Source organism: Prescottella equi (genome assembly GCF_020171745.1).
Classification (GTDB): domain Bacteria; phylum Actinomycetota; class Actinomycetes; order Mycobacteriales; family Mycobacteriaceae; genus Prescottella; species Prescottella equi_A.
Genome location: NZ_JAIVAH010000023.1, coordinates 136,864 through 163,236 on the forward strand (window position 1 = coordinate 136,864; position 26,373 = coordinate 163,236).

Here is a 26,373-nt window from a genome sequence, read left to right on the forward strand (position 1 = left end):
CAAGGCTGATAGGTGCCCGATCAGCGCCGGATGGCGTCGATCGCCTTGAGGACCCGCTTCTCGGAGATCGGGATCGACGTGCCCAGCGACTGGGCGAACAGACTCACCCGGAGTTCCTCGATCTTCCACAGGATCTCGTTCACATCGTCGTCGCCGCGCCGCTCCTCGGCCAACGCCGACAGCATGCGGTCGTACGCCGCATACACACGATCGAGTGCGTCCATCCCGACCCGGTCCCGCTGCGCGCTGCCCGGCAACGATTCGAGGCGCACCGATGCGGCCGCCAGATAGCGCGGAAGCTCCCGCAGTCGGCGGGACCCCAGTTCCGTGACGAAACCGGGGAACAACAGTGACTCCCGTTGCTCGCGAACGTCGTCCGCGGCCTCGCCGGAACTGCGATCGAGGACGGCCGACAGGCGATGAGCCTCGGTGAGTGCCGGCAACAGCATCCGCAACAGGCGCGCGACCCGGGTCGCCAACTGGGCGCGCACCTTGCCGGTGAGTTCCTCGAACGCTGCCGGATCCTGGACCGGCCCGCCGTTTTCGGCGATCAGTTCGTCCACCGCGCACGCCCGGCAGTCCTCGATGAGGGCATCGAAACTGCCGTCCGGGTTCTGTCCCAGCGCCAGTCGGTCGGTGTTGCTCATCCCGTTGGTCACCGACTTGGCCTGCGTCGGAATCGCCTTCAGCAGCAACTCTCGGGTGCCCGCCCGCATCGCGGCGCGCTGGGCCGCGGGCGTCGTCAGGACCCGCACCGCGACTCCCGACTCCTCCGCCACCAGCGCCGGATAGCCGGTGACCTTCTGGCCACCGAGTTCGCGGGTCACCGACGACGGCAGGGTGCCCAGTGTCTGCGCGGTCCACGCCAGCGCGGGCTTGCGTTCCGTGGTCGCGGTGGCCTTGGACACCTCGACCTCGACGCGGGGTGCGAGAGTCCGGCGCAGTGCCGCCAGGCTCTTGTCACGCCCGAGGACCTTGCCCTTGTCGTCCACCGCGGCGAACGTCATGCGCAGGTGCGCCGGCAGGGATGCGACATCGAAGTCGGTGGGTTCGATGCGGCAGTTCCCCAGGCGGGACAGTTCCCGCGCCAGTGCGTGCACCAGCGATTCCGAGCGCGGCTTCACCGAGGCGAGCGCGGCCGCGGCGAAGTCCGGCGCGGGCACCACTTGACGACGAAGCTGCTTGGGCAGCGTCTTGATCAGCGCCGTCACGAGTTCGGTGCGCATGCCCGGGACCAGCCAGTCGAAGCCCACCGGGCGCAGACCCGCGAGCAGGGCGACCGGGATCCGCGCGGTCACGCCGTCCTCCTCCTTGCCGGGCTCGAACTGGTAGGTCAGTGGGAACTGGATGTCGCCCTGACGCCACGCGTCCGGGTAGTCGCCCTCGAGGACGGCCGCGGAATCGGCGTTGACGACCGTGGACGTGGTGAAGTTCAGCAGGTTCGGGTTCTCCCGGCGGGCCTTCTTCCACCAGGTGTCGAAGTGCCTGGCGGACACTGCCTCCGCGCCGACCCGCTCGTCGTAGAACTCGAACAGCGTCTCGTCGTCCACGAGGATGTCGCGTCGCCGGGCGCGATGTTCGAGCTCCTCGACGTCGTCGAGCAGCGCCCGGTTGGCGTGGAAGAACTTGTGCTGGGTCTGCCACTCGCCCTGCACCAGCGCGTGCCGGATGAACAACTCGCGCGAGGTTTCCGGGTCGATGGTGCTGTAGGTGACGGGCCGTTCGGTGACGAGCGGGACCCCGTAGAGGGTGACCCGCTCGTACGCCATCGCGCACGCCCGCTTGGTGGACCAGTGCGGTTCGGAGTAGGTCCGCTTGACCAGGTGCGGCGCCAGTTTCTCCGCCCATTCGGGCTCGATCCGGGCGGCCATGCGGGCCCACAACCGCGACGTCTCGACCAATTCCGCCGCCATCACCCAGCGCGGTGGCTTCTTGAACAGGCTCGATCCGGGGAAGACCGCGAACCGGCTGCCGCGCGCGCCGAGGAAGTCACGCTTGTCGCCCTCCCGCAGGCCGATGTGCGAGAGCAGGCCTGCCAGCAGCGACTGGTGGATCGACGTTTCGGATGGCACCGAACCGGAATCGGATGTCTCCCAGCCGAGCCCGCGGGCGATCTGGCGCAGCTGACCGTGCAGGTCCTGCCACTCCCGGATTCGCAGCCAGTGCAGGAACTCGTTGCGGCACATCTTCCGGAACTGGCTCGAGCTCAGTTCCTTCCGCTGCTCGCGCAGGTACTCCCACAGCTTCAGGTAGGCGAGGAAGTCGGAGTTCTCCACGTTGAAGCGGGCATGCTTCTCGTCGGCGGCCTGCTGGAACTCGGCCGGACGTTCCCGGACGTCCTGGATGGACAGGGCCGAGACGATCACCAGCATCTCGTGCAGGCAGCCGTTGCGGTGCGCCTCGACGAGCATCCGGGCCATGCGTGGGTCGACCGGCAGCTGGGCCAGTTCGCGGCCGGTGGCCGTGAGCTGCGGGCCCGCCGGGGCCGGGCCGTCGCCCTTCGCGGGCTGCTTGCCGGATGCGATCGCGCCGAGTTCCTCGAGGAGCGCGATGCCGTCGCGGATCGCCCTCGGATCGGGCTTCTCCACGAACGGGAAGGCCTCGATCTCGCCGAGCCCGAGTGCCGTCATCTGCAGCACGACCGACGCGAGGTTGGTGCGCAGGATCTCCGGCTCGGTGAACTGGGGCCGCGCCTCGAAGTCGTCCTCCGAGTACAGCCGGATGCAGATGCCGTCGGCGACACGGCCGCAGCGACCGGCACGCTGGCGGGCCGACGCCTGCGAGATCGGTTCGATCGGCAGGCGCTGGACCTTGGTGCGGACCGAATAGCGGGAGATGCGGGCGGTGCCCGGGTCGACGACATAGCGGATGCCGGGCACGGTCAGCGACGTCTCGGCGACGTTGGTGGACAGCACCACCCGTCGTCCGGTGTGCGGCGTGAAGACCTTGTGCTGCTCGGCCGCGGACAGCCGCGCGTACAGCGGCACGATCTCGGTGTTCCGGAGCTTGCGGTCGCGCAGCGCGTCCGCCGTGTCGCGGATCTCGCGCTCGCCGGACAGGAAGACGAGGATGTCGCCGTCACCCTCTCCGGACAGCTCCTGAACCGCCTCGCACACCGCGTCGACGGGGTCGCGGTCGAAGCTCTGATCGCCGACCTCGACGGTGAGCGGTCGGTACCGCATCTCCACCGGGAACGTCCGGCCCGACACCTCGACGATCGGAGCCGGGACGCCGTCGACCTCGAAGTGTTCGGCGAAACGCTCGGGATCGATCGTCGCCGAGGTGATGATGACCTTGAGGTCGGGCCGACGGGGGAGCAGCTGCTTGAGGTAGCCGAGGATGAAGTCGATGTTGAGGCTGCGTTCGTGCGCCTCGTCGATGATGAGCGTGTCGTAGCGGCGCAGCATCCGGTCGCGCTGGATCTCGGCGAGCAGGATGCCGTCGGTCATCAGCTTGACCAGGGTGGAATCGGAGACCTGATCGGTGAACCGGACGGTGTAGCCCACCGTGTCGCCCAGCTCGCGCCCGACCTCCTCGGCGATCCGTTCGGCGACGGTGCGCGCGGCCAGTCGCCGCGGCTGGGTGTGGCCGATCATTCCCCGGATACCGCGGCCCAGTTCGAGGCAGATCTTCGGGATCTGCGTGGTCTTGCCGGAGCCGGTCTCGCCGGCGACGATCACCACCTGGTGGGACGCGATGGCGGCGGCGATGTCGTCCCGGCGTTGCGTGACCGGCAGGGCCTCGGGGTAGGTGATCGCCGGGACCTGCGCGCGGCGGCCCGCGATCCGCGTCTCGGCCGCGGTGATCTCCTCGTCCAGGGCAGCGAGCGCGGACGGGGACTTGGCACGATCGAGGCGTCGGCGCAGCCGGTGCTCGTCGCGCAGCGTGAGCGCACCGAGACGCTTCTTCGCCTCACGGCGATCGGTCTGGATCTCGGCTGCAGATGGTGATGTCGACATGCTGCGGACAGCCTATCGAAAGCGTGCAACGGCAATTCCTGCTGCGACCGGGTGGGGCATGCGCACGGCAGCTGCTGCACGATCCCGAGCGACGTCCCGGCCGCCGTCGCGGCGACCGGGCGGTCCGCTCCGGAACCGTGGCATAGTCGCTGAGGGAGCGGGGAAATAAGTCTCGGATGAGTGGAGCACTGTGGTGAGTGGAGCGCTGTGGCACGGGTTCGCCGACATGGGGGCGGTGCAGCGCGACGGCGCTTTCGTCGTCTCCCGCGGTGAGGGCGCGTACATCTGGGACGACGCGGGTACCCGCTACCTCGACGCGACCGCGGGGCTGTGGTTCACCAACGTCGGGCACGGCCGCACCGAGATCGCCGACGCCGTCGCCGCACAGCTGTCGAAGGTGGCGCACTTCTCGAACTTCGGTGACTTCACCTCCGACACCACCGTCGCCCTCGCCGAGCGTCTCGGGGCGATCGCGCCGGTGCCCGGATCGAAGGTGTTCTTCACATCGGGCGGCTCCGACTCCGTCGACTCGGCTGCCAAGCTCGCCCGCCGGTACTGGAACGAAGTGGGCCGGCCGGGGAAGAAGCTGATCGTCGGACGGCAGAAGGCGTATCACGGCATGCACGTCGCCGGCACCGCGCTCGCCGGCATTCCGGTCAACCGGGAGGGCTACGGCGAGCTTATGTCCGACGCCCGGACCGTCGGCTGGGACGACGCGAAGAGCCTGCTCGAGTTGATCGAGCGGGAGGGTGCGGACGCGATCGCGGCCTTCTTCTGCGAACCGATCATCGGCGCCGGCGGCATCTACCTGCCGCCCGAGGGCTATCTGACCGAGGTCCGCGACATCTGCCGTGAGCACGAGATCCTGTTCGTCGTCGACGAGGTCGTCACCGGCTTCGGGCGCATCGGTGGATCGTGGTTCGCATCCACCCGGTTCGGCCTCGAACCCGACATGATCACCACCGCGAAGGGCCTCACCTCCGGCTACGTCCCGATGGGCGCGGTGTTCGTCGCGCCGACCGTGGCCGAACCGTTCTTCGGCGGGGGCGTGTGGTGGCGGCACGGCTACACCTACGGCGGTCATGCCGGTGCCGCCGCGGCGGCGATGGCGAACCTCGACATCGTCGAGAGGGAGAACCTGCTGGACGAGGCGAAGCGGCTCGAGTCCTCGCTGCACGAGCATCTGGCGCCGCTCGCCGACCACCCCCGGGTGGCGGAGGTGCGCAGCGGGCTCGGCGCCGTCGCCGCCGTCCAGTTGGCTGATCCGTCGGAGGCGCTGCCGTTCGTGAAGACGCTGCGCGCGCACGGCATCTCGGGTCGCGCGGCCGGTCAGGGCGCGATGCAGTTCTCGCCGTCGTTCGTCATGACCGACGAGCAGGTCGCGGAGATGGCCGCCGGCGTGCGCGCCGCCCTCGGCTGACCGAGGTCAGGGCAGAGTCGAGCCCCGCGCCACGAGCGTGGGGGTGATCGCGATCCGCTGCGGCGGCGGGCTGTCCGAGCGCGCTGCCGCGGCGTCGAGCAGTCGTACCGCCTGCGCGGCGATCTCGTCCTGCGGCTGACGCACCGTCGTCAGCGGCGGCCGTGACAGCGCCGCATACGGGGTGTCGTCGAACCCGGTGACCTGGATGTCGGCGGGGACCCGTACCCCGGCGGCGGCGAGTCCGTCCAGCACGCCGAGCGCGATCATGTCGTTCCCGCAGATCACGGCGTCGGGCCGGGGTGTGCGCGCGGCGATCCGGCGGGCGGCCTCGCGTCCCCAGTCGGTGCTGAAGTTGCCGAGCAGGACGTCGGGGTCGGTCAGTCCGTGGCGGGCCGTCGCCTGTCGGTAGCCGTCGAGCCGCTCCTGTGCGGACGAGTCGACGGGTTCGGCGCCGACGAAGACCGGGCGGGACGCCCCGCGGTCGAGGACGTGATCGACGGCCAGCCTGAGGCCGAACTCGTTGTCGACCGTGACCGAACTGCCGGCGTGGTCGTCGACCCGCAGGTCGACCTGCACCGTCGGCACCCGGGCGGCGGCGTCCGCGGTGGCCGCGCGGCTCGACGCGCGATCGCACGGCACCAGGATCAGCGAGTCGACGCGGCGGTCGAGGAGGGCCTGGATCTGGCGTCGTTCGGTCTGCGGCTCGTAGCGCGAATTGGCGAGCAGCAGACTGCGGTCGTCGTCGCGGAGTTGATGTTCGACGGCCTCGACGAGCGTCGCGAAGTACGGGTTGGCGATGCTGGGCACCACCATGCCGACGGTGTACGTGGTGCGTCCGCGCAGGGCGGCGGCGAGGATGTTGGGCTGGTAGGCGAGTGCGGCCGCGGCGGCCAGCACGCGTTCGCGATTCTCGGGGCGAACCCCGCGCTCACCCGACAGCGCACGGGAGGCCGTCGCGACCGACACTCCGGCTCGCGCGGCGACATCGCGGATGGTGGCACTCATCGGACCCTCGTACCCCTCGAGATCGTGGAAACGCAACGGTAATCGATTTCCGTATCAGGGGGCAATTCAGACCGGGATGTATGCATTAGCCGCCTTGACGCGGGCGTAGCACTCCGTCATCGTGGGTGACGTCACGGAAAACGTTTTCACCCGCGATGCAATCGTTCTGCACGACCGAGAGGCCGCCCCCGATGTCCCAGACGCGACCGTCCCAGCGCCCGCACGATCCGGATCGCGCATCACCGCCGGCGTCGCCGGAGATCGTCGTCGTGGGGTCGGTCAACGTCGACACGGTGATCCGCGTTCCGCGTCTGCCGGCGCCGGGTGAGACGGTGCTCGGGACCGGCGCGACCGAGCACGTCGGCGGCAAGGGTGCGAACCAGGCCGTGGCCGCCGCTCGGCTCGGTCGCCGCGTCGGGCTCGTGGGCGCGGTCGGCGACGATGCCGGCGGGGCCGCCGTGCGCGACGCGCTGGGGGCCGAGGGCATCGACCTCACCGGGCTCGGCGAGTGTGCCGGCGCTCGCACCGGCACTGCCGTGGTGCAGGTCGACGGCTCCGGCGAGAACTGCATCACCGTGCTCGCCGGTGCCAATGGTGACCTCGATGCCGCGGCCGTGCGCACCGCCGCCGACGACCTGCGACGCGCGCTGGTGACCATCGTGCAGTTGGAGATTCCCGATGCCGCCGTCGCCGCCGCGATCGCGCTCGCGGGCGGCACCGTCGTCCTCAATCCCTCGCCCGCACGGCCGGTCGCCGACGCGGTGCTGAGCCGCGTCGACGTCCTGATCGTCAACCGTTCCGAATTGGCGTTCCTTGCGGGCGAAGCCGAACCGGAGACGTCGCGGCAGGCCGCGGCGATGGCGGGTCGGCTGACCGGACCGGCGGCCGTCGTGGTCACCCTCGGCGCCGACGGCGCGGTACTCGTACGCGCCGGCGCTGTCACCGAGGTGCCGGCCGTGCCCGTCGCACACGTGACGGATCCGACCGGTGCCGGGGACACGTTTGCCGGTGCTCTCGTGGACGCGCTGGTGCGCGGCGAACCGCTCGAGGACGCCGTGCGCTGGGCCGCGGAAGCCGCCGCGATCGCGGTGACGGGCGCGGGCGCCCAGTCCGCGATGCCCACCCGCGATCAGGTCCTCGCCGCGCGGCAGGGGAGCCCGTCGTGAGCGGTGCGCGGCCCGGACGGCTCGAGCTGGACGGTGTCTCCAAGCTGTATCCCGGTGTGCGGGCTCTCGATTCGGTGAACTTCGACCTGCACGGCGGCGAGGTGCACGTGCTGCTCGGCGAGAACGGCGCCGGCAAGTCCACGCTGATCAAGATGATGGCCGGCGTGCACCAGCCGGACACCGGGGAGATCCGGGTGGACGGCAACCCCGTGCGGCTGCGCGGGCCCGGCGACGCCGAGGCGCTGGGCATCTCGACGATCCACCAGGAGATGGCACTGGTGCCGCAGTTGACGGTCGCCGAGAACATCTTCCTCGGCAGGCCCCCGCGCCGCCTCGGTCTCATCGACACCCGCGCGATGCGGCGGCAGGCCCGGGAACTGCTCGACCGCACCGGTCTCGACCTCGACGTCGACGCGATCGTCGGCGATCTCGGTGTCGCCCGGCGCCAGATGGTCGAGATCGCGAAGGCCCTGAGCATCGACACCCGCTTCCTCGTGATGGACGAGCCCACCGCCGTGCTCAGCCGCGGCGAGGTCACCGCGCTGTTCGACATCGTGCGCAGCCTCACCGACCGCGGCGTCGGCGTGGTGTTCATCTCGCACCTGCTCGGCGAGGTCGCCGAGATCGGGGACCGGGTCACGGTGCTGCGCGACGGCACCAAGGTGGGGGAGGTCCCCGCCGACACCGACGTCGACGAACTGGTGCGGCTCATGGTCGGCCGGTCGATCGAGCAGCAGTATCCGCCGCGGCACAACGAGATCGGTGACGTCGTGCTCGAGGTGCGCGGTCTCGGCCGGGACGGCGAGTTCGACGGCGTCGACCTCACCGTGCGCGCCGGGGAGGTCGTCGGCATCGGCGGCCTGGTCGGCGCGGGCCGCACCGAGGTGGTGCGCGCGATCTTCGGCGCCGACCGGTACGACCGCGGCGAGGTCCTGGTCGACGGCCGTCCGGTGCGCCGCGGCGACGTCGTGGCCGCCCACGAGGCCGGGCTCGCGCTGGTCCCGGAGGACCGGGCAGGGCAGGGCCTCGTGCTCGGTGCGTCGGTGGAGGAGAACCTCGGCCTGGCCACGCTCGGCGACCGCACCCGCCTCGGCCTGGTCGATCTGAACGATCAGGCCGAGAAGGCGCGGACCGCCGTGCAGCGCATGGGGATCCGCGTGTACGGCCCCGAACAGCCGGTGGTCACGCTGTCCGGCGGCAATCAGCAGAAGATCGTCATCGGCAAATGGCTGATGGCCAAGCCGCGGGTGCTGATCCTCGACGAACCCACCCGCGGCATCGACGTCGGTGCCCGCGCGGAGATCTACGAACTGATCGCCGAACTGACGGCCGACGGCACGGCCGTCGTGGTCGTGTCGAGCGATCTGCCCGAACTGCTCGGGCTCAGCGACCGTGTGCTCGTCATGGCGGACGGCCGAGTCCGCGGCGAGCTGGACGGTACCCAGGCAACCCAGGAGAGCGTCATGGCTCTCGCGGTCACGGAAGGATGAGGGCGGTGCCCGAGAACAACACCGATCCCGCACGAGCGGGAACATCGGCGGCGGGCGAGCAGCCCCCATCGTCCAAGGGAGGGCTGTGGCGGTGGGTGACGTCGGTGCGCGGCACGGGCGGCCCGCTCGCGGCGCTGGTCGCCCTGGTGGTGCTGCTGGCGCTGCTGTCGGGGGACTTCCTCACCACGAACAACCTGCTCAACGTCGGCGTGCAGGCGTCTGTGACCGCGGTGCTCGCGTTCGGTATGACGTTCGTGATCGTCAGTGGCGGCATCGACCTGTCGGTGGGTTCGATCGCCGGACTGTCCGGCATCGTCACCGGCTGGACCGCGACAACCGCGGGCGTACCCATGTGGCTGGCGGTGCTGGCCGGTGTCGCTTCGGGTGTGCTGGCCGGGGTGGTGTCGGGCATCCTCATCACCGCCGGGCGGATGCCCCCGTTCATCGCGACGCTCGCGATGCTCTCCGTCGCCCGCGGTCTCGCGCTGGTGATCGCCGACGGACGACCGATCCCGGTCGACGGCTGGCTCGCCACCCTCGGCAGCGGTGAGCTGTTCGGCTTCCTGCCGTACCCGGTGCTGGTGCTGATCGCCGCCGCGGTCGCCACCGGACTGATCCTGCGCCGCACCTACGCGGGGCGGGCGATGTACGCGATCGGCGGAAACCCCGAGGCGGCCCGCCTGTCCGGGATCCGGGTCAATCGGCAGCAGGTGCTGGTCTACGCGCTGTCGGGCATGTTCGCGGCGGTCGCCGGCATCCTGCTCGCGGCCCGGTTGGCGTCGGCGCAGCCCGAGGCGGGCACCGGATACGAGCTCGACGCGATCGCGGCCGTGGTCATCGGCGGCGCGAGCCTGTCCGGCGGCGTCGGCACCGCGGTCGGCACCCTGATCGGTGCGCTGATCCTTGCGATCCTGCGCAACGGCCTGAACCTGCTCGACGTCTCCGCGTTCTGGCAGCAGGTCGTGATCGGTGCAGTCATCGCCGCAGCGGTCCTGTTCGACACGCTGCGTCGGCGCCGTCGCTCCGGTGGCAAGGGCGGAGGTCCGCTGCGAAGTCCGGCGGTCCGCAAGGCCGGTGCCGCGGTGCTGGTGCTGGTGGTGATCGCGGCCGGGTGGGCCATCGTCGACCGTCAGCGCGGGGGAGGCGTGTCCGGTACCCGCATCGCGCTGTCGCTGTCGACCCTGAACAACCCGTTCTTCGTCGATGTTCGGGAGGGTGCGCAGGAGGAGGCGGACCGGCTCGGGGTGAAGCTGACGGTCACCGATGCCGGTTCCGATCCGTCTCGGCAGGCCAACGACATCCAGAACGCGATCGCGCGCGGCGTGGACGCGATCGTCGTCAATCCCGTCGACTCCGACGCCGTCGTGCCGTCGGTCCAGGCCGCGAACGCGGCCGGCATCCCGGTGATCGCGCTCGACCGCGCCCCCAGCGGCGGCATCGTCGTGACGACGGTGGCCTCCGACAACGTCGAGGGTGGGCGCCTGGCCGCCCGGCAGTTGGCCGAACTGGTCGGCACGGGTCCCGTCGCGGTGCTCGAGGGCAAGCCGGGCACCTCCGCGGCCCGCGATCGGCAGGCCGGCTTCGACGAGGAGATCGCGAGGCATCCGGGCATCACGGTGGTCGCGTCGCAGCCCGCCGACTTCGACCGGACCAAGGCGCTCGACGTCATGTCGAACGTGCTGCAGTCCAACCCGGACATCCGCGGGGTGTTCGCGGCCAACGACGAGATGGCACTCGGTGCGGTCAAGGCGCTCGGCGCCCGCGCCGGCGGTCAGATCAAGATCGTCGGATTCGACGGGACGCCGGACGGATTGGCCGCGGTCGAGGCGGGCACGGTGAATGCCGATGTCGCGCAGCAGCCGACGGTCCTCGGCGTGGACGCGGTCCGATTGGCAGTCGAGGCGACCGGTGACTCGGTGCTCGTGGACACCGCCGAGACCGGAGCGGTGCACAGCGTGCCCGTGCGGGTGGTCACCGCGGACAACTGACGGTCAGCGTCGCCTGAAGCGGCGCGAGAGACGTTGCCGGACGGTGGGTCTGACAGAGGTCAGATCCACCGTCGGGCGACTTTCCGTATCTGCGGCAGCGCGGGCGAACCGCGTGTGCAGGCGGTCGCGTACCTCGTCGGGGGTGTAGGCGCGGCGCTGTCGTTCGGCGCGCACTGCGAGCGCCCCGGTCGCGGCGACACCCACCGCGCCCGCGAGTCCGAGTGCCTTCCACAGATGTCTGCCGTCGATGCGCATCGCTCTAGGCTAGGCGGATGATTCGGCGGATGCACCCATCGGAGATCACCCTCGACGAGGCGGTCGAGGCGACCCGCACCGGCGACATCTGGATCTTCCGGGGGCAGTCCGGCGCCGACCGGGCGATCCAGACCCTCACCAACAGTCCCGTCAACCACGTCGGGATGTCCGTCGTGCTCGACGATCTGCCGCCGCTGATGTGGCACGCCGAACTCGGACGCTCGCTGCAGGACATGTGGACTGGCAAATTCCAGCGCGGCGTCCAACTGCACGATCTGCGGGCTGCGGTGCAGGTGTGGGGTGCGCGCTACGGACAGCGGGGCTGGCTGCGGCAGCTCGAGGATCCGGTGACCCGTGAGCAGGAGGACGCGATGCTGCGGACCATCGCGCGGCTCGACGGCACCCCGTTCCCGTCCACCGCGCGGCTCGCGTCGCGGTGGTTCGGCGGTCGGCTGCCGTCGTTGCGCCGACGCTCGGGCCACGCGGAGCGCGCGGGTCTCGAGAGCGCCTACTGCGCCGAGGTGGTCGCGTCGACGTACGAGGCCATGGGACTGCTCACCGCCGAGCGACGGACGAATTGGTACGACCCGGGGCGATTCTGGAGCGGTGACCGGCTGCCGCTGGCGCCGGGCGTCGAACTGGGCGACGAGATCGCGGTTCTGCTGAGCCCCGAGGATCTCGCCGAAGGCGGCGCAGAACGGGGCTGAGCGTGTGACCCGGAGCACCGATTTCGAGTGAGGGTTATCACATAACGACTGGATAACGACCGGTCTGGCGACTTGCGGACACGCCGAACGCAACTGCGGAAACCGGTCGGTTAAGACGGTGAAGTCGCACGGCCGTACCGAAAATGCAGACCGTGACCTTTCCGTGACAGTCCCCTAACGTCGTTACCGGCCCGAGACGAACGGGCCACGCCGGACCGCCGCTGCACCAACCTGCCCTCGCGGTCCGGACACCCAATCCTTCGAGGGGGCAGGGGTGAGTCGGAGAGAAGCTCCGCCGGATGCGTCCGGTGCGTGGGCGCCGCCTCACCTGCAGGAGCGGAGAGGATTTACCCGAATGACCAGCTTCACCATCAAGCGCGCCCTCGGCGCAGTCGTTGCCACCGGCGCCGTCGTCGCGATTCCGCTGGCTCTCGGTGCCGGCACCGCCTCCGCGGCCGGCGGCCACGACTGGTCCGGCGTCGCAGAGTGCGAGTCGTCCGGCAACTGGTCGGCCAACACCGGCAACGGCTACTACGGCGGCCTGCAGTTCTCGCAGAGCACCTGGGAGGCCTACGGCGGCAGCGGCAGCGCGAGCAACGCGAGCCAGGCCGAGCAGGTCCGCGTCGCCGAGAACGTCCTCGACGGCCAGGGTGTCGGCGCGTGGCCGGTATGCGGCCAGTACCTCACCGGCGGCAGCACCCCGACCGGCTCGGTCGAGTCGATCGCGCAGCAGGCCCCGGCCCAGGTCACCGCCCCGGCTCCCGTCCAGCAGCAGGTCGCCGAGTGGGTCCAGACCGTTCCCGCGGGTGTCGGCAACTACATCGTCCAGCTGGGTGACACCCTGTCTCAGATCGCGCAGAACCACGGCGTGGCGCTCGCGAACCTCGCCGCGCAGGTCCAGAACCCCGACCTGATCTTCCCCGGACAGACCCTGTCCCTCTGATCGGCCTTCGCGCCGCACAGCTCACAGCCCCGCCGGTATCCCCCTCCCGGTGGGGCTGTGTCGTGTCTCGGGGTCGTGTTTCCGGACAGGAATGGCGTAACGATCGGTCTATCCGGGGCGACGTCACGGACGTCGGCCCTGTCTACCGCGAAGGAGTTGTCGTGATGCGATCTCATCGGTCTGTTCGACGCACAGCCTCGGTGCTGGCCGCGGTGGCGGCACCGTTGGTGGTCGGCTCGTCGCTCGGAGTCGGTTCCGCGGAGGCGACCCCGTGGCGGATCGGTCCCCTGTATCGCGCGGAGTCCTCCGGCGAGAGCGCCGAGTACGTGTGCAACAAGGCGCTCGGGTTCGAGAAGTCCTATCGGGCGGTCGTCATCGAGCCGTGCACCTACGACGCGGCCGAGGGCGTCTGGTACCGAGTGGTCTTCGCTCCGGACACCCTGGGCTTCGGCAGCAGCAGTTGAGTTGTCAGCGGTCGAGTTGTCGTCGCCGTAGCCGGCCCCTCAGACCGTGAATGTGCGGTCCGGTCGCACCCGGCCGCCGACCTCGACCCAGTCGTCGTCGAACTTCGTGCGGATCTGCGACCCGCGGCCCTGATTGATGAGCAGTGAGCGGCGCAGGTGGGCGGTGATCCGCACCGCCGCCGCGCCGGTCGCCTCGTCCTCGGGGATACCGAGGCCCGGCGCGAACATGCGGGATCGGATCCGTCCCTCGACCTCGTCCTCCCACGCCCACACGTAGTGGTGGCCGTCGGCGAAGTCGCGGGGATGGGCGTGCAGGACGTCGTGCAGGTCCGGCAGCGGATACAGGGCGAAGTCGGGCGCCCACTCCGGCTGCGCGCGAACCCACGTCGCGCCGTGCCGATCGGACGTCGCGACCCGGCCGGCGGGCACGTCGAGGGCGGTGACGCCCCGGCCCTGCTCCGTGAGCCACCACGACAGGCCCACGGTGGGATGGCCGGCGAACGGGAGCTCGGTGGCGGGCGTGAAGATCTGCGCCCGGGCGGTGCTCGCGCCCGGCGAAGGCAGATCCACGAACACCGTCTCGCTGAACCCGAGGAGCTTCGCGAGGCCCTGGCGTTCGGCGGCCGGGAGCGTCGACGCGTCGACGATGCCCAGTGGGTTTCCGTGTCGGCCGTCCTCATCGGTGAACACCCGGACGACGTGCACTTCGATCGGCATGCCGCCCACGCTATCGCCGGACCGGTCCGGTTTCCGGATGACGCCTCGCGAGCCGTCGACCGATTCTCGAGAGGGTAAGGCGATAGGTCCTACTACACTGATAGGTATGGCTGATGGGACCTATCAACCGACACTGTCGCAGCTGCGGGCCTTCGTCGCGGTGGCCGAATACCGCCACTTCGGCACCGCCGCCGCGCGGTTGAGCGTGAGCCAGCCGACCCTGTCCCAGTCGCTCGCGTCGCTCGAGAACGGTCTGGGGGTGCAGTTGATCGAGCGCAGCACCCGACGGGTCCTGGTCACCGCGGCCGGTGAGCAGCTGCTCGCGCAGGCCAAGCTGATCCTCGATGCCGCGGACGGGTTCGTCGCCGCGGCAGCGGGGGTGGGGGACAGCCTCGTCGGCCCGTTGCGCATCGGTCTGATCCCGACCGTCGCCCCGTACGTGTTGCCGGCGCTGTTGCCCGCGATCCGGCGGGAGATGCCGGCCCTGGTGCCGCAGGTCATCGAGGACCAGACCGCTCGGCTGCTCGAGTCCCTCCGTGCCGGTGCGATCGACGTCGCCGTCCTCGCGTTGCCGTCCGAGGCGCCCGGTCTGATCGAGATCCCGCTCTACCGGGAAGACTTCGTCGTCGTACTCCCGCGGGAGCACGTCTTCGCCGGACGCGACGATCTGCCCCTGCAGGTGCTCGACGAGCTGCCCCTACTGCTCCTCGACGAGGGGCACTGCCTGCGTGATCAAACGTTGGACCTGTGCCGCTCGGTGGACGCGCACCCGCTCTCCGGGGACACCCGGGCGACCTCGCTCGCGACCGTCGTGCAGTGCGTGGCAGGGGGATTGGGAGTGACGCTGGTCCCGGACTCGGCGGTGCCGGTCGAGACGCGGCGCGGCGACCTCGGTACCGCCCGTTTCGCCTCGCCGGCCCCGGGGCGGACCGTCGGTCTCGTCTTCCGGGCCTCGAGCGGTCGGGCCGAGGGCTACCGGCAGCTGGCCGGGCTGTTGCGGGCCTCGGCGCCGGCGGGGGTCGTCACCATGCCCGCCTGACGCCGCACCGATTCGCGGCGGCGACTTAGCGCCGCTTGCGTCCGCCCGGCTTGGCCTTGCTGCCGGGCTTGCCGCGACGCGAGTCCTGGGCGCGCGCCTTGCCTGCCTTGGCCGGCTGCTGTTTCGCGGTGTGCGGCTTGGCCGTCCGCGGCGCCCTCTCCTTGGTCTTCGGGGTCTCGTGCGGGTTGGGTCCACGTGAGCTGTTGGCGGTTCGTCCGCGCACGATGCCGATGAACTCCTCGACCAGTTCGGTCGTGCGATCCGCTGCCCACGACAGCGCCACCTGTGATTCGGGCGCCTCGGCGACGGGGCGATACGTCAGATCCTTGCGATGGTGCAGGCGGGCGATCGACATCGGCACCACCACGACCCCGACGCCGGCGGCAACCAGCTCGATCGCGTCGCCCGTCGTCACGGGGCGATCCTGAGCCGCGCGTCCCGGGAGCGTGTCCCACACGAGCGGCGTGTCGAGCGGGTCGAGGACCAGTTCCTCGGCGAGGTCGGCGAGGGCGACCTCGTCGGCGGCCGTGAACACGTGGTCCTTGGGAACCACGACGACCGGGACCTCCTCGTAGAGCGCGATGACGCTCAGCCCGTCCCGGTCGATCGGCAGTCGCAGCAGTGCCGCGTCGGCGCGGTCCTCGTGCAGGGCCACCGGTGCGTCGGCAGCATCGACGGCCACCAGTTCGAGCGGGGTATCGGTCACACGCTCGCCCCAGATGCGAACCCATTTCGCGGGGACGACACCGGGAACGTATGCGAGCCGGAACGGTCGGGATGCAGTCGCCTCGGTCACCGGCCAAGGCTACCCGGAGGGTCTCGGGAGCCGCCCGTGCAGCCGCCTCACCCGTGCTCGATACCCTTGACGCATGACGTCGCAGAAGACCCCCCAGACGATGAAGCCCGCGACCGCGGCGAAGAAGCTGGGTGTGTACCTCCAGGCCACCCCCGCCGAGTTCCAGGACGGTGTGGTGACCCGCGACGAACTCAACGAGTGGCAGGCGAACGCGCCGGAGTGGCTCACCACTCTCCGTAAGGAGGGCCCGCACCCGAAGGACGTCGTCGCCGCGAAGCTCGGCGTCTCCATCTCCGGCCTCACCCGCGGCGGCGTCGACGAGGCGCTCACCACCGCGCAGATCGACGCGCTGCTCGCCGACCAGCCCGATTGGCTCGTCGCCGAGCGCGCCAACCTCGTCGAGGTCCGCAAGGACGAGAAGCGGATCCGCGAGCAGCAGGCCGCCAAGCGCGAGGAGTCCAACCGCAGGCCTCGCAACGCCGGACCGTTCAAGCCGTCCGCGTAGATCTCCGCCCCGGCCGGGCCGCGTTCGGACCCGGCCGGGTCAGCGGGGGCTGAAGGTGAGGCAGCGTGCCGCGTGGTCGCCGGCGCCGGCGCCGACACGGATCTCGGTGGCGCTGCACTCGAGATTGCGATTGTGCTTGCAGTCGGCGCGCTGGCAGGCCCCGACCATGCTCGTCACGGTGTCGAGCCCACCCTTGGTGGACAGCGGGATGAAGGTCTCGCAGTCGGCGCTGCCATTGCTGCCCGCGACATTGATCGCGAAGGCGTGGCAGCCGTCGTGGTTGTAGGAGCATTTGGTCACCGAACAGTCGGTGACGTGGGGCATTTCCATCGTGGTCATGTGGCCCTCCGGACATCTCGACGGTTGTCCTCGTGCCACCTCACGGTATCCGCGCGCTGGTGGCCTGACCAGCAAGGATGGGCTGCCCTAAGCGGACTGGGTGTACTCGGGGACCTGCTGCCACTGCGCGCGCAGTGACCGTTCACGACCGAGGAACTGCAGCTGCGCCACCACGCCCGCGACGGCGAGCACGAGGTAGAACGCGTACCACCACCAGTCGTCGTCGACGGTGCGGGTGATCGACGCGTGTCCGAAGTCCGCGGCGTCGAGCACACCGGTCAGGAGCATCGCGCCGCCGACGATGGCAACCGCTCCACCGAGGGCGCTGACGATAATCAGCAGCACGGCCGGGAGATCCGCTGCCAGGGCGAGCACCGCCAGCGCGATCCCGATCAGTGCGCCGACGAGCACGATCACCCAGTTCCACGTCACGCCCAGCGCCACCGTCACACCGGCGCCGAGGGCGAATCCCGCCGATGCCATCGCCAGGACGACGGCCACCGTGTAGTAGAGGTACGCGAGGACGGAGAACAGGATCGCGACGAGGACGCCGACGATCCAGCCCAGCCCGGTCGACAGGTAGCCGTCCCCACCGATCGCGGCGACCAGTGCCGCACCGAGGCCGAAACCGGCGAAGGCACCCCAGAATGCGATGACGATGCGCATCGCAGGAAGGCCGCGGAAGCAGAACACGGCTCCGGCCAATACGGCGAGGATGCCCAGCACGATGTCGGTCATACCGCGACCGTAGTCCGGAACGGTCGGTTTTCACGGGAACCCGCTGGGTAACACGCGGATGCCTCGGGCCGAATCAGCCCTCGGCGACCTCGAATTCGTCGAAGACGACCTCGCCGGCCGCGTCTGACTCGGCCAGGTTGACCTCGCCGAGCAGCGCCCAGCCGTGGTCGCCGTTCGGATCCTCGAGGACCTGACGGACCCGCCACAGCGTCGGTTCGACGGTGACCTGGAACAGCAGCGGCCCGCGCGCCGACGGGCCGGTCCCGATCTCGTCGTACTCGTCGAAGTACAACTCCAGCAGGTCGGCCCAGTCGTCGGCGTCGAGGCCGTCGCCGAGTTCGGCGAGTTCGGCCCAGCGGTGCCGCGACGCCAGCTCGACACGGCGGAACATCGCGTTGCGCACCATCACCTTGAAGGCGCGGGTGTTCGCGGTGATGGGCCGCGGGATGTCGGCGCCGAACGCCACCTGCTGGTCGTCGGACTCGGCGCCCGGGTTGGTGAGCTGCTCCCACTCGTCGAGCAGGCTCGAATCGACCTGGCGGATCAGCTCACCGAGCCACTCGGTGAGGTCCTCGATTTCCTCGGTCCTGGCCTCGGTCGGAACAGTCTGCCGCAGAGCGCGATACGCGTCGGCGAGATACCGCAGGACCAGGCCCTCCGAGCGGGCGAGGCCGTAGTGGCTCACGAGCTCGGCGAACGTCATGGATCGCTCGACCATGTCGCGGACCACCGACTTGGGGGAGAGGGCGAACTCGCTCATCCACGGATGCCCGGCGCGGTACGTCTCGAACGCGGGAAACAGCAGGTCCGCCAACGGCTTCGGCCAGGTGATCTCCTCGAGGAGCTCCATGCGCTCCTCGTACTCGATGCCGTCGGCCTTCATCTCGGCGACCGCCTCGCCGCGCGCCGCGTGCTGCTGCGCCATGAGGATCTGTCGCGGATCGTCGAGGGTCGATTCGATGATCGACACCACGTCGAGTGCGTAGCTGGGGGATTCGGGATCGAGCAGTTCGAGCGACGCGAGCGCGAACGGCGACAGCGGCTGGTTGAGCGCGAAATCGCGCTGCAGGTCCACCGTGAGCCGGGCCATGCGGCCGTGCGCGTCCGGCTCGTCGAGCTGCTGCACGATGCCCGCCTGCAGCAGTCCGCGATAGAGCCGGATGGCCTTGAGGATGTGCTTGCGCTGGGCCGGACGCGGCTCGTGGTTGTCCTCGAGCAGATGGCGCATCGCCTGGAAACAGTTGCCGGGGCGGGCGATCACGTTGAGCAGCATCGAGTTGCTCACCGAGAACCTCGAGACGAGAGGTTCGGGAGAGGCCACGATCAGCTTGTCGAACGTGCCCTCGCCCCACGAGACGAACCCCTCGGGCGCCTTCTTGCGCTGCACCTTGCGGCGCTTCTTCGGGTCGTCGCCGGCCTTCGCGAGCGCCCGCACGTTCTCGATCTCGTGCTCGGGAGCCTGCACGACGACCGTGCCCATCGTGTCGAAGCCGGCCCGGCCCGCGCGCCCGGCGATCTGGTGGAACTCGCGGGCCCGCAACTGGCGGGTGCGGGTGCCGTCGAACTTCGTCAGGCCGGTCAGCAGCACGGTGCGGATCGGCACGTTGATGCCGACGCCGAGGGTGTCGGTGCCGCAGATGACCTTGAGCAGGCCGTCCTGCGCCAAGCGTTCGATGAGCCGGCGGTACTTCGGGAGCATGCCCGCGTGGTGCACGCCGATGCCGTGACGGACCAGGCGCGACAACGTCTTTCCGAAGCCCGTGGTGAACCGGAATGCCCCGATCGCCTCGGCGATCGCGTCCTTCTCGGCGCGGCTGCACAGGTTGACACTGGTCAGTGCCTGGGCGCGCTCGAGCGCGGCCGCCTGCGTGAAGTGCACGACGTACACCGGGGCCTGGTGGGTGGTGACGAGTTCCTCGATCTCCTCGCCGATCGGGGTCTGCGAGTACGAGAAATGCAGTGGCACGGGGCGTTCGGAGCCCGATACCTCCGTCGTCGGGCGTCCGGTCCGGCGCGTGAGGTCCTCACGCAGGTGCGTGACGTCGCCGAGCGTCGCCGACATCAACAGGAACTGGGCCTGCGGCAACTCGATCAGCGGCACCTGCCACGCCCAGCCGCGGTCCGGCTCCGAATAGAAATGGAACTCGTCCATCACGACCTGGCCGATGTCGGAGCCCGCGCCCTCGCGCAGCGCGAGATTCGCGACGATCTCGGCGGTCGCGCAGATGATCGGCGCCGACGAGTTCACCGACGCGTCGCCGGTCATCATGCCGACCTTGTCGGCCCCGAACACCTCGCACAGCGCGAAGAACTTCTCGCTCACCAGCGCCTTGATGGGCGCGGTGTAGAACGTGCGACGGCCTTCGGCGAGTGCGAAGAAGTGGGCGCCGAGCGCCACCATCGACTTCCCCGACCCCGTGGGCGTCGCCAGGATCACGTTCGCCCCGGAGACCAGCTCCATGAGGGCTTCCTCCTGCGCCGGGTACAACTGCAGGCCACGATCGCTCGTCCACGAGGTGAACGCGTCGAACAGGGCGTCGGCATCGACGTCGGAAGCGTCGACGGTGTCGGGGAGCAGATCGGGAAGCAGCACCGTTACAGGCTAGAGCCTCGCAAGGACAGGAGGGCCAGGCGGGCATTCCGGACCGGTGGGTGCGTCGGCCGTCGGTCAGGTGGCGCTGCGCTCGTCGGACCCCATCGCGTCGAGCACCGCCATCCGGGTCTCGGGAGCACCGGTGATCGTGGACTCGCCGGCGCCATTCGTCAGCAGGGCACGCCAACGGTCCCCGTCGAATTCGAGCGGCGGCGTCGATTCCAGGAAACCCTCGAGCACATCGAGGAAGCGCATCGGGTCGTCCCGGAACGGGAAGTGGCCCGCGTCCTCGAAGACGTCGAGACGCGAGCCCGGCATCGCCGAATGCGCGAGTCGCGCGTGGCTGACCGGGATGACCGAGTCGCGCGCACCCCAGATGAGCTGGACGGGCAGATTCTCCGTCAGATAGCAGCGGTCGAGCATCGTCACGACCTGCCCACGCCAGTCCACGACGGACCGCAGCGTCCGCAGGTACGCCTCGTAGGCGGTGGGGTCCGGCAGTGCGCCGAGTACCCGGATCAGATCGGGCGTGTCGTGCAGCATGGTGCCCGGGCGCAGCGGGGAACCGTGCACCCGGGAGACGACGTCGCCGATCGCCCGGACGGCGGTCATCGCGCCGGGAAGCCGCAGCAGCTTGAGCGCCTCGTTGACGACGGGCATCGAGATGAGCCGCAGCAGCGGATGGACGTCCTTGGTGACGCCGCCCGCCGACACCAGCACCAAACGGTCGACCATGTGAGGGAACTGGTACGCGAACTGCATCGCGACACCGCCGCCCAACGAATGCCCGACAAGGGTCACCCGGTCGATCCCGAGGACCGACAGCAGATCCCGCATCCCGTTCGCGTACGCGGCCACCGAGTAGTCGGCGCGCGGCTTGTCCGAACGGCCGTGGCCGAGCAGGTCCGGTGCGATGACGGTGTGGTTCTGCGCCAGGTGCGGGATGATCTCGCTCCAGGTGGACGAGTTGTCGCCGATGCCGTGCAGTAGGAGGACGGCCGGGCCCTCGCCGGCCATGCGGAAGGCACGCCGGTAGCCGTGGATCGTGCGGAACAGCAGGCGTGGCTCGGTGTCGGGCACCGGGCGGAGCACGCGCGTGCGACAGTCGCTCATATCGCCTCCTGAAGCCGTCGCCCGGCACAGCGGGCACCGCTCAGATATCGATCGTCCGAGTATATCCGTGCACCGAGAGGCTATGCGGCCCAAGAGTCGTGAGTGTGACTTCGGATAACGGAAAGGTTTCGGACTTCACACTACCTGGACCAACGACCAACTGGGCGCTGTTCGGCCGTCAGTTCGGCTCGTCGGTGCCCCGCTCGTCGTCCGTCTCGGCTCCGGGGTCGCCGGCTTCGTCCCCGCGGCGCGCGTGCTCGGCGAGGAAACGCTCGAACTCGGCGCCGAGTTCGTCGCCGCTCGGGAGGTCCTCGTCGCTCGCGAGCAGGGTCGACTGCTGTTCCTGTGCGGCCACGTACGAGTCGTACTGGTTCTCGAGCGCCTTCACCACCGACTGGACCTCCTCGTTCGAGGTGATGTGCTCGTCGATCTGCTCGCGCACCCGGGCGGCGGCCTCACCGAGGGCGACCAGAGGCAGCGCGAGGTCCGCGATCTCCATCACGTTCTCGAGCAGTGTCTCGGCGGCGGCCGGGTACTCGGTCTGGGCGAGGTAGTGGGGCACGTGCACGGAGAAGCCCACCGATTCGTGTCCGTGCTGGCTCATCCGGAGTTCGAGGAGCGACGACGCGCTGCCCGGTACCTGGAGTTCGCCCGACCACCGGTGGTGATCCTTGATCAACTCCTTGTTGGTCGAGTGCGCCGTCACGCTCAGCGGCCGGGTGTGAGGGATGGCCATCGGAATCGCGTTGATGCCGACCGTCCGGCGGACACCAAGCTGCTCGGCGAGCAGCCGGACCGCGGTGGTGAACCGCTCCCAGCGCAGGTCGGGTTCCATGCCCGCGAGAAGCAGGAACGGGGTTCCGCCGGTGTCCTTCAGCGCATACAGGTTCAGCTGGGGCGCGTCGAAGTCCGAGAAGTGGTCGGCCTTGAAGGTCATGGTGGGGCGCCGCGATCGGTAGTCGATCAGCTCGTCCACCGCGAACGACGCGACCAGTTCGGTCTCGAGGCTCTCGCGCAGGTGCTTGGTGGCCAGCTTCACCGCATGTCCGGCGTCGGAGAAGCCCTCCAGTCCGTGGATCAGCACCGGACCCTGGCCGTCGGCCGAGGACAGATGCGGTGCCGGGAATTCCAGCTCGTACATCTTCGACTGCTCGTCCATGACGGCTCCTTTTCCTTCGAACGTCTTCTTCCAGTGTCCCTCACGGGGTCCCGTCGTTCTAAACGGGAGCCGGGGAGGCCCGCGGCGAGGGTCGGTACCCGCCGTCAGTGGACCAACAACGGCGGCCCGCGAATCATTCCGTCCGGTCCGGCTGTGTGACAGGGTGTGGCGGACGGGCAGGACCGCGAGTCAATCGTGCAGGAGGGCGCCACATGAGGAAGCGCATGCTCTGCGCGCTCGTGCTGGGTTCGATCGTGCTCGTTGCCGGATGCGGGACGGTGGTCTCCGGCACCGCGACGCCGACCCAGGGCTCGGTCACGTCCCGGCCGCTCGGTGAACTGTTGCTCGAGCCGGCGGCCTTCCCGACCGCATACCCCGCGGTCGTCCTTCCCGCGCAAGCGGTTTCGCAGGCGGCGCCGGACCTCGCCGGGATCGCGCCCGGCGCGCGGGTCGTCCCACCGGGCTGCAAACCGCCGCAGCAGGACTTCACCCCGAACGGAACCGTGATGGCGGTCGGTACGGATTCGGTGACCCGGTCGACCGTCACGATCGAGTTGGTCCGAGTGGCGACTCCACTCGCGGAACTCGGGGCGCAACTGGTCGAATGCCCCGACGTGACCGCGACCGCGAACGGCGTCGACGTAGCGGTGCGGACCACGATCACCCCACCGCCCCGGATCGAGGCGGACGACACGCTCGCACTGCGCCGGACAGTCGAATCCGGCGGGCCGGGCGGGACGGTGACCCAATCGATGCTCACCCTGATCGCGCAGGTCGACGACGTGCGGATCCAGGCCACCTACATGTCGTTCGGTGCCGAACCGGGCGGGGACGACGCCGCGGTCCTCGACGAACTCTTCACCGCGGCGGTGCAGAAGGTCCGCGCCGGTTGAGGTCCCGGCGCTAACACATCACCCCGACAGGGGGGCGCCTCGCGCGGCCGGAAAGCCGGGTTCTGCACAGGCGTCGCCGTCATCCACAGGGCGGGCATCGTCCCAGGTCGCGGCGAACACCTCGTCCGGTTCACGCGGCATGGTCGTGGCATGACGACACCGACCTCGGCACACGGTTCACCCTGTCCACACGACCCGCGTACGGCTCATGCCGTTCGCATCTCCGATCCCGGGGACCTCATCAGTGCGGTGCCCGCCCTGCTCGGCTTCCACCCGCACCGGTCGCTCGTCGTGATCTGCCTGGCCGGCACCTCGGTCGGCGCGGTGATGCGGCACGATCTCCGGCCTGGTGAGCCCGCGGTGATGCGCATCGTCCTCGAGCAGTTCACCGCGGTGGCCGTCCGGGAAGGAGCCGACCAGATCCTGGTCGTCATGGTCGACGACCGCCTACCCGACCGTCCCGAGTCGAGCGATCTCGTGACCCACGGGGAGATCGCGGCGGCGTTCGCCGAACTGCTCGGGGTACGGGGAATCGAGCTTGCCGCGACCCATCTCGTCGCCCGCATCGCGGCAGGTGCCCCGTGGACGGACCTCGCGGGGAGCGTACGTGGAGCGCTCCCGGACCCGACCTCGTCGAGGGTGGCACTCGCCCAGGTTCTCGGGGGCCGCGCGATCCGATCCTCCCGAGACGAACTCGAGGCCGTGTTGGTCCCGGATCCGCTCGACGACCAGCAGCGTGTCGCCCACCTCATCGACGACGCGCGGGACCGGATCGCGCGCGGAGCCGGGGTGGCGCGGACCGCCACCGATCCGATCGGCGCCGACCGGCACTGCCTCGAGCGGGTGCTCGCCCGGATCGCGCAGACCGCGTCGGGTGACGAGGTGACACCCGAGGAATGCGCGGAACTCGCTCTCGTGCTGGAGAATCCGCGCGTGCGAGATGCGCTGCTCGCGCTGTCGGCCGGCGACGACGCGGACGCTGCCGAGCAGTTGTGGATCGCCTTGGCGCGCGCACTGCCCGAGCCCGAACGGGCCGAACCGCTAGCGCTTCTCGGCTTCAGTGCGTACCTGCGGGGTGACGGGCCGATGGCGGGGGTCGCGCTGTGCGCAGCGCTCACGGCCGACCCCTGCCATCGTCTGGCCAATCTCCTCGACGACGCCCTGCAACGTGGCGTACGCCCGGGCGTCCTGCGCGAACTCGCCGATGTCGGGCGCGATACCGCGGCCGACCTCGGGGTGCGTCTGCCGCCGACGGCGGACTAGCGGCGGGCGGCGTGCGCCCGGTCGCCCAGGGCCTGCAGATACTTCCAGGCGTCGGAGACGATCTCGTCGAGGTCGGTGTGTGCCGGGCGCCAGCCGAGTTCGTCGACGGCGCGGTCGCTGGACGCGATCAGCACGGCAGGATCACCCGCGCGCCGGGGTGCGTCCTCGGCGGCGATCGGCAGGCCGGTCACGCGCTCGCAGGCCGAAATAACCTCGCGGACAGTGAATCCGGCGCCGCTGCCAAGGTTGTAGATGCGGTGCTGTCCGGCGACCGACGATTCCAGCGCCAGCAGGTGCGCGTCGGCCAGATCGAGTACGTGGATGTAGTCGCGCACCGCGGTGCCGTCCTTGGTCGGCCAGTCGGTGCCGAACACCGAGATCTTCTCGCGCTGGCCGAGCGCGACCTGGAGCACGAGGGGGATGAGATGTGTTTCGACGACCCGGTTCTCGCCTGCACCCTTGTAGGCGCCGGCGACGTTGAAGTAGCGAAGGCTGGTCGCGGCGAGCGAGTGTGCGTTCGCGTACGACGTGATCGCGTGGTCGATCGCGAGCTTCGTGGCGCCGTACGGGTTGGTCGGACGGGTCGGCGCGTCCTCGGTGATGGGCGTGCGCTCCGGCTCGCCGTAGGTCGCCGCGGTGGACGAGAACACCAGGCGCGGTGTGCCCGACAGCCGCATCGCCTCGAGCAGAGCCAGCGTCGTCACGACGTTGCCGTGCCAGTACTGCTCCGGACGCTCGACGGACTCGCCGACCAACGACTGTGCGGCGAAATGCAGCACTCCGTCGAAACGGGGTGTGCTGTTGCCGGATCCGAGCACGGACCCGGCAACAGCAGCGATGTCACCCTCGATGAACTCCGCACCCGCCGGCACGGCGTCGGCGTTTCCGGTCGAGAGGTCGTCGACGACGACCACCTCGTGGCCACGCTCGAGCAGCACGGTGGTGCACACGCTGCCGACATATCCCGCGCCGCCGGTAACCAGAAGTCTCACAGTTCATCTCCTCGCGTGCCGCAACCGAACACGCGAAGCGAGGTGTCAGACCTGCTTCACCTGGACGGCGTGGGCCATTTCCTCAGGAAGGTCGAATTCGTCGTGACCGGACGCGGTGATCGTCACCGAGCCTGGTCGGGTCTCGACTGTAACCCGGGCATCGGGGACCACGCCTGCTTCGCGCAGCTGGCCGATCAGTTCCGGATCGGACTGGACGTGTTCGGCGAGGCGGCGCACCACCACGGCGGTCGGCTTGCCGGGCGGCACGTCCGTGAGCCGGATCAGCGTCTCCGCGTTGCCGGACGGCCGGTCCAGACCCAGATCCGCCAGACCCGGGATCGGGTTGCCGTACGGCGAGGTCGTCGGGTTCTTCAGTACCTCGACGAGGCGGCGTTCGACGTCCTCGCTCATCACGTGCTCCCAGCGGCATGCCTCGGCATGCACCTGGTCCCACTCGAGGCCGATGATGTCGACGAGCAGGCGCTCGGCGAGGCGATGCTTGCGCATCACTGCGACCGCGAGGTTGCGGCCCTTGTCGGTCAGCTCGAGATGGCGGTCACCCGCCACCTGCAGCAGCCCGTCGCGCTCCATGCGGGCAACCGTCTGGCTCACGGTCGGACCGCTCTGCTCGAGTCGTTCGGCGATCCGCGCGCGGAGCGGGACGACGCCCTCTTCTTCCAAGTCGTAGATCGTCCGGAGATACATCTCCGTGGTGTCGACCAGATCCTTCACTCTCACACCCCTTCGTCTCGGGTGATTCTACCGGGCATTTCGGTTTGTCGGTCCCGCTCCGGCACCGAGGCGAAACGCGTCGCGCAGGCGCCGGAGC

General features: G+C 69.9%; 23 protein-coding genes and 1 pseudogene. 12 read left to right on the forward strand and 12 right to left on the reverse strand.

The annotated features are described in order from the left end of the window. Positions 1-20: 20 nt before the first annotated feature. Positions 21-3,959, reverse strand: a complete 3,939-nt coding sequence (hrpA, locus tag LCL87_RS19970) for an ATP-dependent RNA helicase HrpA (RefSeq protein WP_225023008.1) — start codon at positions 3,957-3,959, stop codon at positions 21-23. Between the two features lie 226 nt (positions 3,960-4,185). On the opposite strand from hrpA, the gene LCL87_RS19975 reads away from it, so the two are divergent. After that, on the forward strand, positions 4,186-5,379 hold the full coding sequence (locus LCL87_RS19975; protein WP_225023108.1) for an aminotransferase class III-fold pyridoxal phosphate-dependent enzyme: 1,194 nt from the start codon (positions 4,186-4,188) through the stop codon (positions 5,377-5,379). 6 nt (positions 5,380-5,385) lie between these two features. Here LCL87_RS19975 and LCL87_RS19980 read toward each other — a convergent pair whose 3' ends face one another. Beyond that, positions 5,386-6,384: a LacI family DNA-binding transcriptional regulator gene (locus tag LCL87_RS19980; protein WP_225023010.1), complete on the reverse strand. Its 999-nt coding sequence runs from the start codon at positions 6,382-6,384 to the stop codon at positions 5,386-5,388. A 191-nt stretch (positions 6,385-6,575) separates the two neighbouring features. Here LCL87_RS19980 and LCL87_RS19985 point away from each other — a divergent pair, with 191 nt between their 5' ends. From LCL87_RS19985 to LCL87_RS25975, 4 genes and pseudogenes are all read left to right on the forward strand, one after another. Then, entirely contained in the window at positions 6,576-7,550 is a 975-nt protein-coding gene (locus LCL87_RS19985; RefSeq protein ID WP_225023012.1) for a ribokinase, read from the forward strand. Next, positions 7,547-9,040, forward strand: coding sequence for a sugar ABC transporter ATP-binding protein (locus tag LCL87_RS19990; protein WP_225023014.1), 1,494 nt, complete (start codon positions 7,547-7,549; stop codon positions 9,038-9,040). The genes LCL87_RS19985 and LCL87_RS19990 overlap by 4 nt, the downstream gene beginning before the upstream one ends. After that, positions 9,037-10,056, forward strand: a pseudogene (locus LCL87_RS25970) (ABC transporter permease); the annotation flags it as partial. The gene LCL87_RS19990 and the pseudogene LCL87_RS25970, both read left to right, overlap by 4 nt. A gap of 129 nt (positions 10,057-10,185) precedes the next feature. After that, positions 10,186-11,028, forward strand: a complete 843-nt coding sequence (locus LCL87_RS25975; RefSeq protein ID WP_510850820.1) for a substrate-binding domain-containing protein — start codon at positions 10,186-10,188, stop codon at positions 11,026-11,028. 3 nt (positions 11,029-11,031) lie between these two features. Here the strand turns inward: LCL87_RS25975 and LCL87_RS20000 are convergent, their stop codons facing one another. After that, positions 11,032-11,283, reverse strand: coding sequence for a hypothetical protein (locus LCL87_RS20000; protein WP_225023025.1), 252 nt, complete (start codon positions 11,281-11,283; stop codon positions 11,032-11,034). A 29-nt stretch (positions 11,284-11,312) separates the two neighbouring features. On the opposite strand from LCL87_RS20000, the gene LCL87_RS20005 reads away from it, so the two are divergent. From LCL87_RS20005 to LCL87_RS20015, 3 genes are all read left to right on the forward strand, one after another. Then, positions 11,313-11,990, forward strand: a complete 678-nt coding sequence (locus tag LCL87_RS20005; RefSeq protein WP_510850817.1) for a C40 family peptidase — start codon at positions 11,313-11,315, stop codon at positions 11,988-11,990. A 355-nt stretch (positions 11,991-12,345) separates the two neighbouring features. Continuing rightward, positions 12,346-12,933: a transglycosylase family protein gene (locus LCL87_RS20010; protein WP_225023029.1), complete on the forward strand. Its 588-nt coding sequence runs from the start codon at positions 12,346-12,348 to the stop codon at positions 12,931-12,933. A gap of 164 nt (positions 12,934-13,097) precedes the next feature. Beyond that, positions 13,098-13,397 (forward strand): hypothetical protein, encoded by a 300-nt coding sequence (locus LCL87_RS20015; protein WP_225023031.1) that lies wholly within the window; start codon positions 13,098-13,100, stop codon positions 13,395-13,397. A 39-nt stretch (positions 13,398-13,436) separates the two neighbouring features. Here LCL87_RS20015 and LCL87_RS20020 read toward each other — a convergent pair whose 3' ends face one another. Continuing rightward, on the reverse strand, positions 13,437-14,114 hold the full coding sequence (locus LCL87_RS20020) for a PhzF family phenazine biosynthesis protein (RefSeq protein WP_225023039.1): 678 nt from the start codon (positions 14,112-14,114) through the stop codon (positions 13,437-13,439). Positions 14,115-14,220: 106 nt separating this feature from the next. Here LCL87_RS20020 and LCL87_RS20025 point away from each other — a divergent pair, with 106 nt between their 5' ends. Then, on the forward strand, positions 14,221-15,153 hold the full coding sequence (locus LCL87_RS20025) for a LysR substrate-binding domain-containing protein (RefSeq protein ID WP_225023041.1): 933 nt from the start codon (positions 14,221-14,223) through the stop codon (positions 15,151-15,153). A 25-nt stretch (positions 15,154-15,178) separates the two neighbouring features. On the opposite strand, the gene LCL87_RS20030 is transcribed toward LCL87_RS20025, so the two are convergent. Further along, positions 15,179-15,949, reverse strand: coding sequence for a LysR substrate-binding domain-containing protein (locus tag LCL87_RS20030; RefSeq protein ID WP_225023043.1), 771 nt, complete (start codon positions 15,947-15,949; stop codon positions 15,179-15,181). A 73-nt stretch (positions 15,950-16,022) separates the two neighbouring features. On the opposite strand from LCL87_RS20030, the gene LCL87_RS20035 reads away from it, so the two are divergent. Continuing rightward, positions 16,023-16,454: a DUF5997 family protein gene (locus tag LCL87_RS20035; RefSeq protein WP_225023045.1), complete on the forward strand. Its 432-nt coding sequence runs from the start codon at positions 16,023-16,025 to the stop codon at positions 16,452-16,454. A 39-nt stretch (positions 16,455-16,493) separates the two neighbouring features. Here the strand turns inward: LCL87_RS20035 and LCL87_RS20040 are convergent, their stop codons facing one another. The 5 genes from LCL87_RS20040 to LCL87_RS20060 all read right to left on the reverse strand — a co-directional run bounded on the left by LCL87_RS20040 (position 16,494) and on the right by LCL87_RS20060 (position 22,396). Beyond that, positions 16,494-16,793 (reverse strand): DUF1540 domain-containing protein, encoded by a 300-nt coding sequence (locus tag LCL87_RS20040; protein WP_225023047.1) that lies wholly within the window; start codon positions 16,791-16,793, stop codon positions 16,494-16,496. Positions 16,794-16,880: 87 nt separating this feature from the next. Continuing rightward, positions 16,881-17,531, reverse strand: a complete 651-nt coding sequence (locus LCL87_RS20045; RefSeq protein WP_225023049.1) for a TMEM198/TM7SF3 family protein — start codon at positions 17,529-17,531, stop codon at positions 16,881-16,883. A 73-nt stretch (positions 17,532-17,604) separates the two neighbouring features. Further along, positions 17,605-20,124, reverse strand: coding sequence for a DEAD/DEAH box helicase (locus LCL87_RS20050; RefSeq protein WP_225023051.1), 2,520 nt, complete (start codon positions 20,122-20,124; stop codon positions 17,605-17,607). Positions 20,125-20,199: 75 nt separating this feature from the next. Then, a complete protein-coding gene (locus tag LCL87_RS20055) occupies positions 20,200-21,237 on the reverse strand; it encodes an alpha/beta fold hydrolase (RefSeq protein WP_225023053.1) in 1,038 nt (345 codons plus the stop codon). A gap of 178 nt (positions 21,238-21,415) precedes the next feature. After that, entirely contained in the window at positions 21,416-22,396 is a 981-nt protein-coding gene (locus LCL87_RS20060; protein ID WP_225023055.1) for a PAC2 family protein, read from the reverse strand. Between the two features lie 212 nt (positions 22,397-22,608). On the opposite strand from LCL87_RS20060, the gene LCL87_RS20065 reads away from it, so the two are divergent. Both LCL87_RS20065 and LCL87_RS20070 read left to right on the forward strand, forming a co-directional pair. Next, on the forward strand, positions 22,609-23,289 hold the full coding sequence (locus tag LCL87_RS20065; protein ID WP_225023056.1) for a DUF5642 family protein: 681 nt from the start codon (positions 22,609-22,611) through the stop codon (positions 23,287-23,289). 150 nt (positions 23,290-23,439) lie between these two features. Continuing rightward, positions 23,440-24,552 carry a DUF4192 domain-containing protein gene (locus LCL87_RS20070; RefSeq protein ID WP_225023058.1) on the forward strand — a complete coding sequence of 371 codons (1,113 nt, stop codon included), beginning with the start codon at positions 23,440-23,442 and terminating at the stop codon, positions 24,550-24,552. On the opposite strand, the gene galE is transcribed toward LCL87_RS20070, so the two are convergent. After that, entirely contained in the window at positions 24,549-25,544 is a 996-nt protein-coding gene (galE, locus tag LCL87_RS20075) for a UDP-glucose 4-epimerase GalE (RefSeq protein WP_225023060.1), read from the reverse strand. The two genes, LCL87_RS20070 and galE, sit on opposite strands and share 4 nt — an antisense overlap. Before the next feature lie 45 nt (positions 25,545-25,589). Continuing rightward, positions 25,590-26,276: an iron-dependent transcriptional repressor DtxR gene (locus tag LCL87_RS20080; protein WP_225023062.1), complete on the reverse strand. Its 687-nt coding sequence runs from the start codon at positions 26,274-26,276 to the stop codon at positions 25,590-25,592. Positions 26,277-26,373 lie beyond the last annotated feature (97 nt).

Excerpts from the sequence above, each read along its gene's own strand:
- hrpA (WP_225023008.1), bottom strand. The coding sequence starts at position 3,959 with ATGTCGACATCACCATCTGCAGCCGAGATCCAGACCGATCGCCGTGAG.
- LCL87_RS19975 (WP_225023108.1), top strand. The coding sequence starts at position 4,186 with ATGGGGGCGGTGCAGCGCGACGGCGCTTTCGTCGTCTCCCGCGGTGAG.
- LCL87_RS19980 (WP_225023010.1), bottom strand. The coding sequence starts at position 6,384 with ATGAGTGCCACCATCCGCGATGTCGCCGCGCGAGCCGGAGTGTCGGTC.
- LCL87_RS19985 (WP_225023012.1), top strand. The coding sequence starts at position 6,576 with ATGTCCCAGACGCGACCGTCCCAGCGCCCGCACGATCCGGATCGCGCA.
- LCL87_RS20000 (WP_225023025.1), bottom strand. The coding sequence starts at position 11,283 with ATGCGCATCGACGGCAGACATCTGTGGAAGGCACTCGGACTCGCGGGC.
- LCL87_RS20005 (WP_510850817.1), top strand. The coding sequence starts at position 11,313 with ATGCACCCATCGGAGATCACCCTCGACGAGGCGGTCGAGGCGACCCGC.
- LCL87_RS20010 (WP_225023029.1), top strand. The coding sequence starts at position 12,346 with ATGACCAGCTTCACCATCAAGCGCGCCCTCGGCGCAGTCGTTGCCACC.
- LCL87_RS20015 (WP_225023031.1), top strand. The coding sequence starts at position 13,098 with ATGCGATCTCATCGGTCTGTTCGACGCACAGCCTCGGTGCTGGCCGCG.
- LCL87_RS20020 (WP_225023039.1), bottom strand. The coding sequence starts at position 14,114 with ATGCCGATCGAAGTGCACGTCGTCCGGGTGTTCACCGATGAGGACGGC.
- LCL87_RS20025 (WP_225023041.1), top strand. The coding sequence starts at position 14,221 with ATGGCTGATGGGACCTATCAACCGACACTGTCGCAGCTGCGGGCCTTC.
- LCL87_RS20035 (WP_225023045.1), top strand. The coding sequence starts at position 16,023 with ATGACGTCGCAGAAGACCCCCCAGACGATGAAGCCCGCGACCGCGGCG.
- LCL87_RS20040 (WP_225023047.1), bottom strand. The coding sequence starts at position 16,793 with ATGACCACGATGGAAATGCCCCACGTCACCGACTGTTCGGTGACCAAA.
- LCL87_RS20045 (WP_225023049.1), bottom strand. The coding sequence starts at position 17,531 with ATGACCGACATCGTGCTGGGCATCCTCGCCGTATTGGCCGGAGCCGTG.
- LCL87_RS20055 (WP_225023053.1), bottom strand. The coding sequence starts at position 21,237 with ATGAGCGACTGTCGCACGCGCGTGCTCCGCCCGGTGCCCGACACCGAG.
- LCL87_RS20060 (WP_225023055.1), bottom strand. The coding sequence starts at position 22,396 with ATGGACGAGCAGTCGAAGATGTACGAGCTGGAATTCCCGGCACCGCAT.
- LCL87_RS20065 (WP_225023056.1), top strand. The coding sequence starts at position 22,609 with ATGAGGAAGCGCATGCTCTGCGCGCTCGTGCTGGGTTCGATCGTGCTC.
- LCL87_RS20070 (WP_225023058.1), top strand. The coding sequence starts at position 23,440 with ATGACGACACCGACCTCGGCACACGGTTCACCCTGTCCACACGACCCG.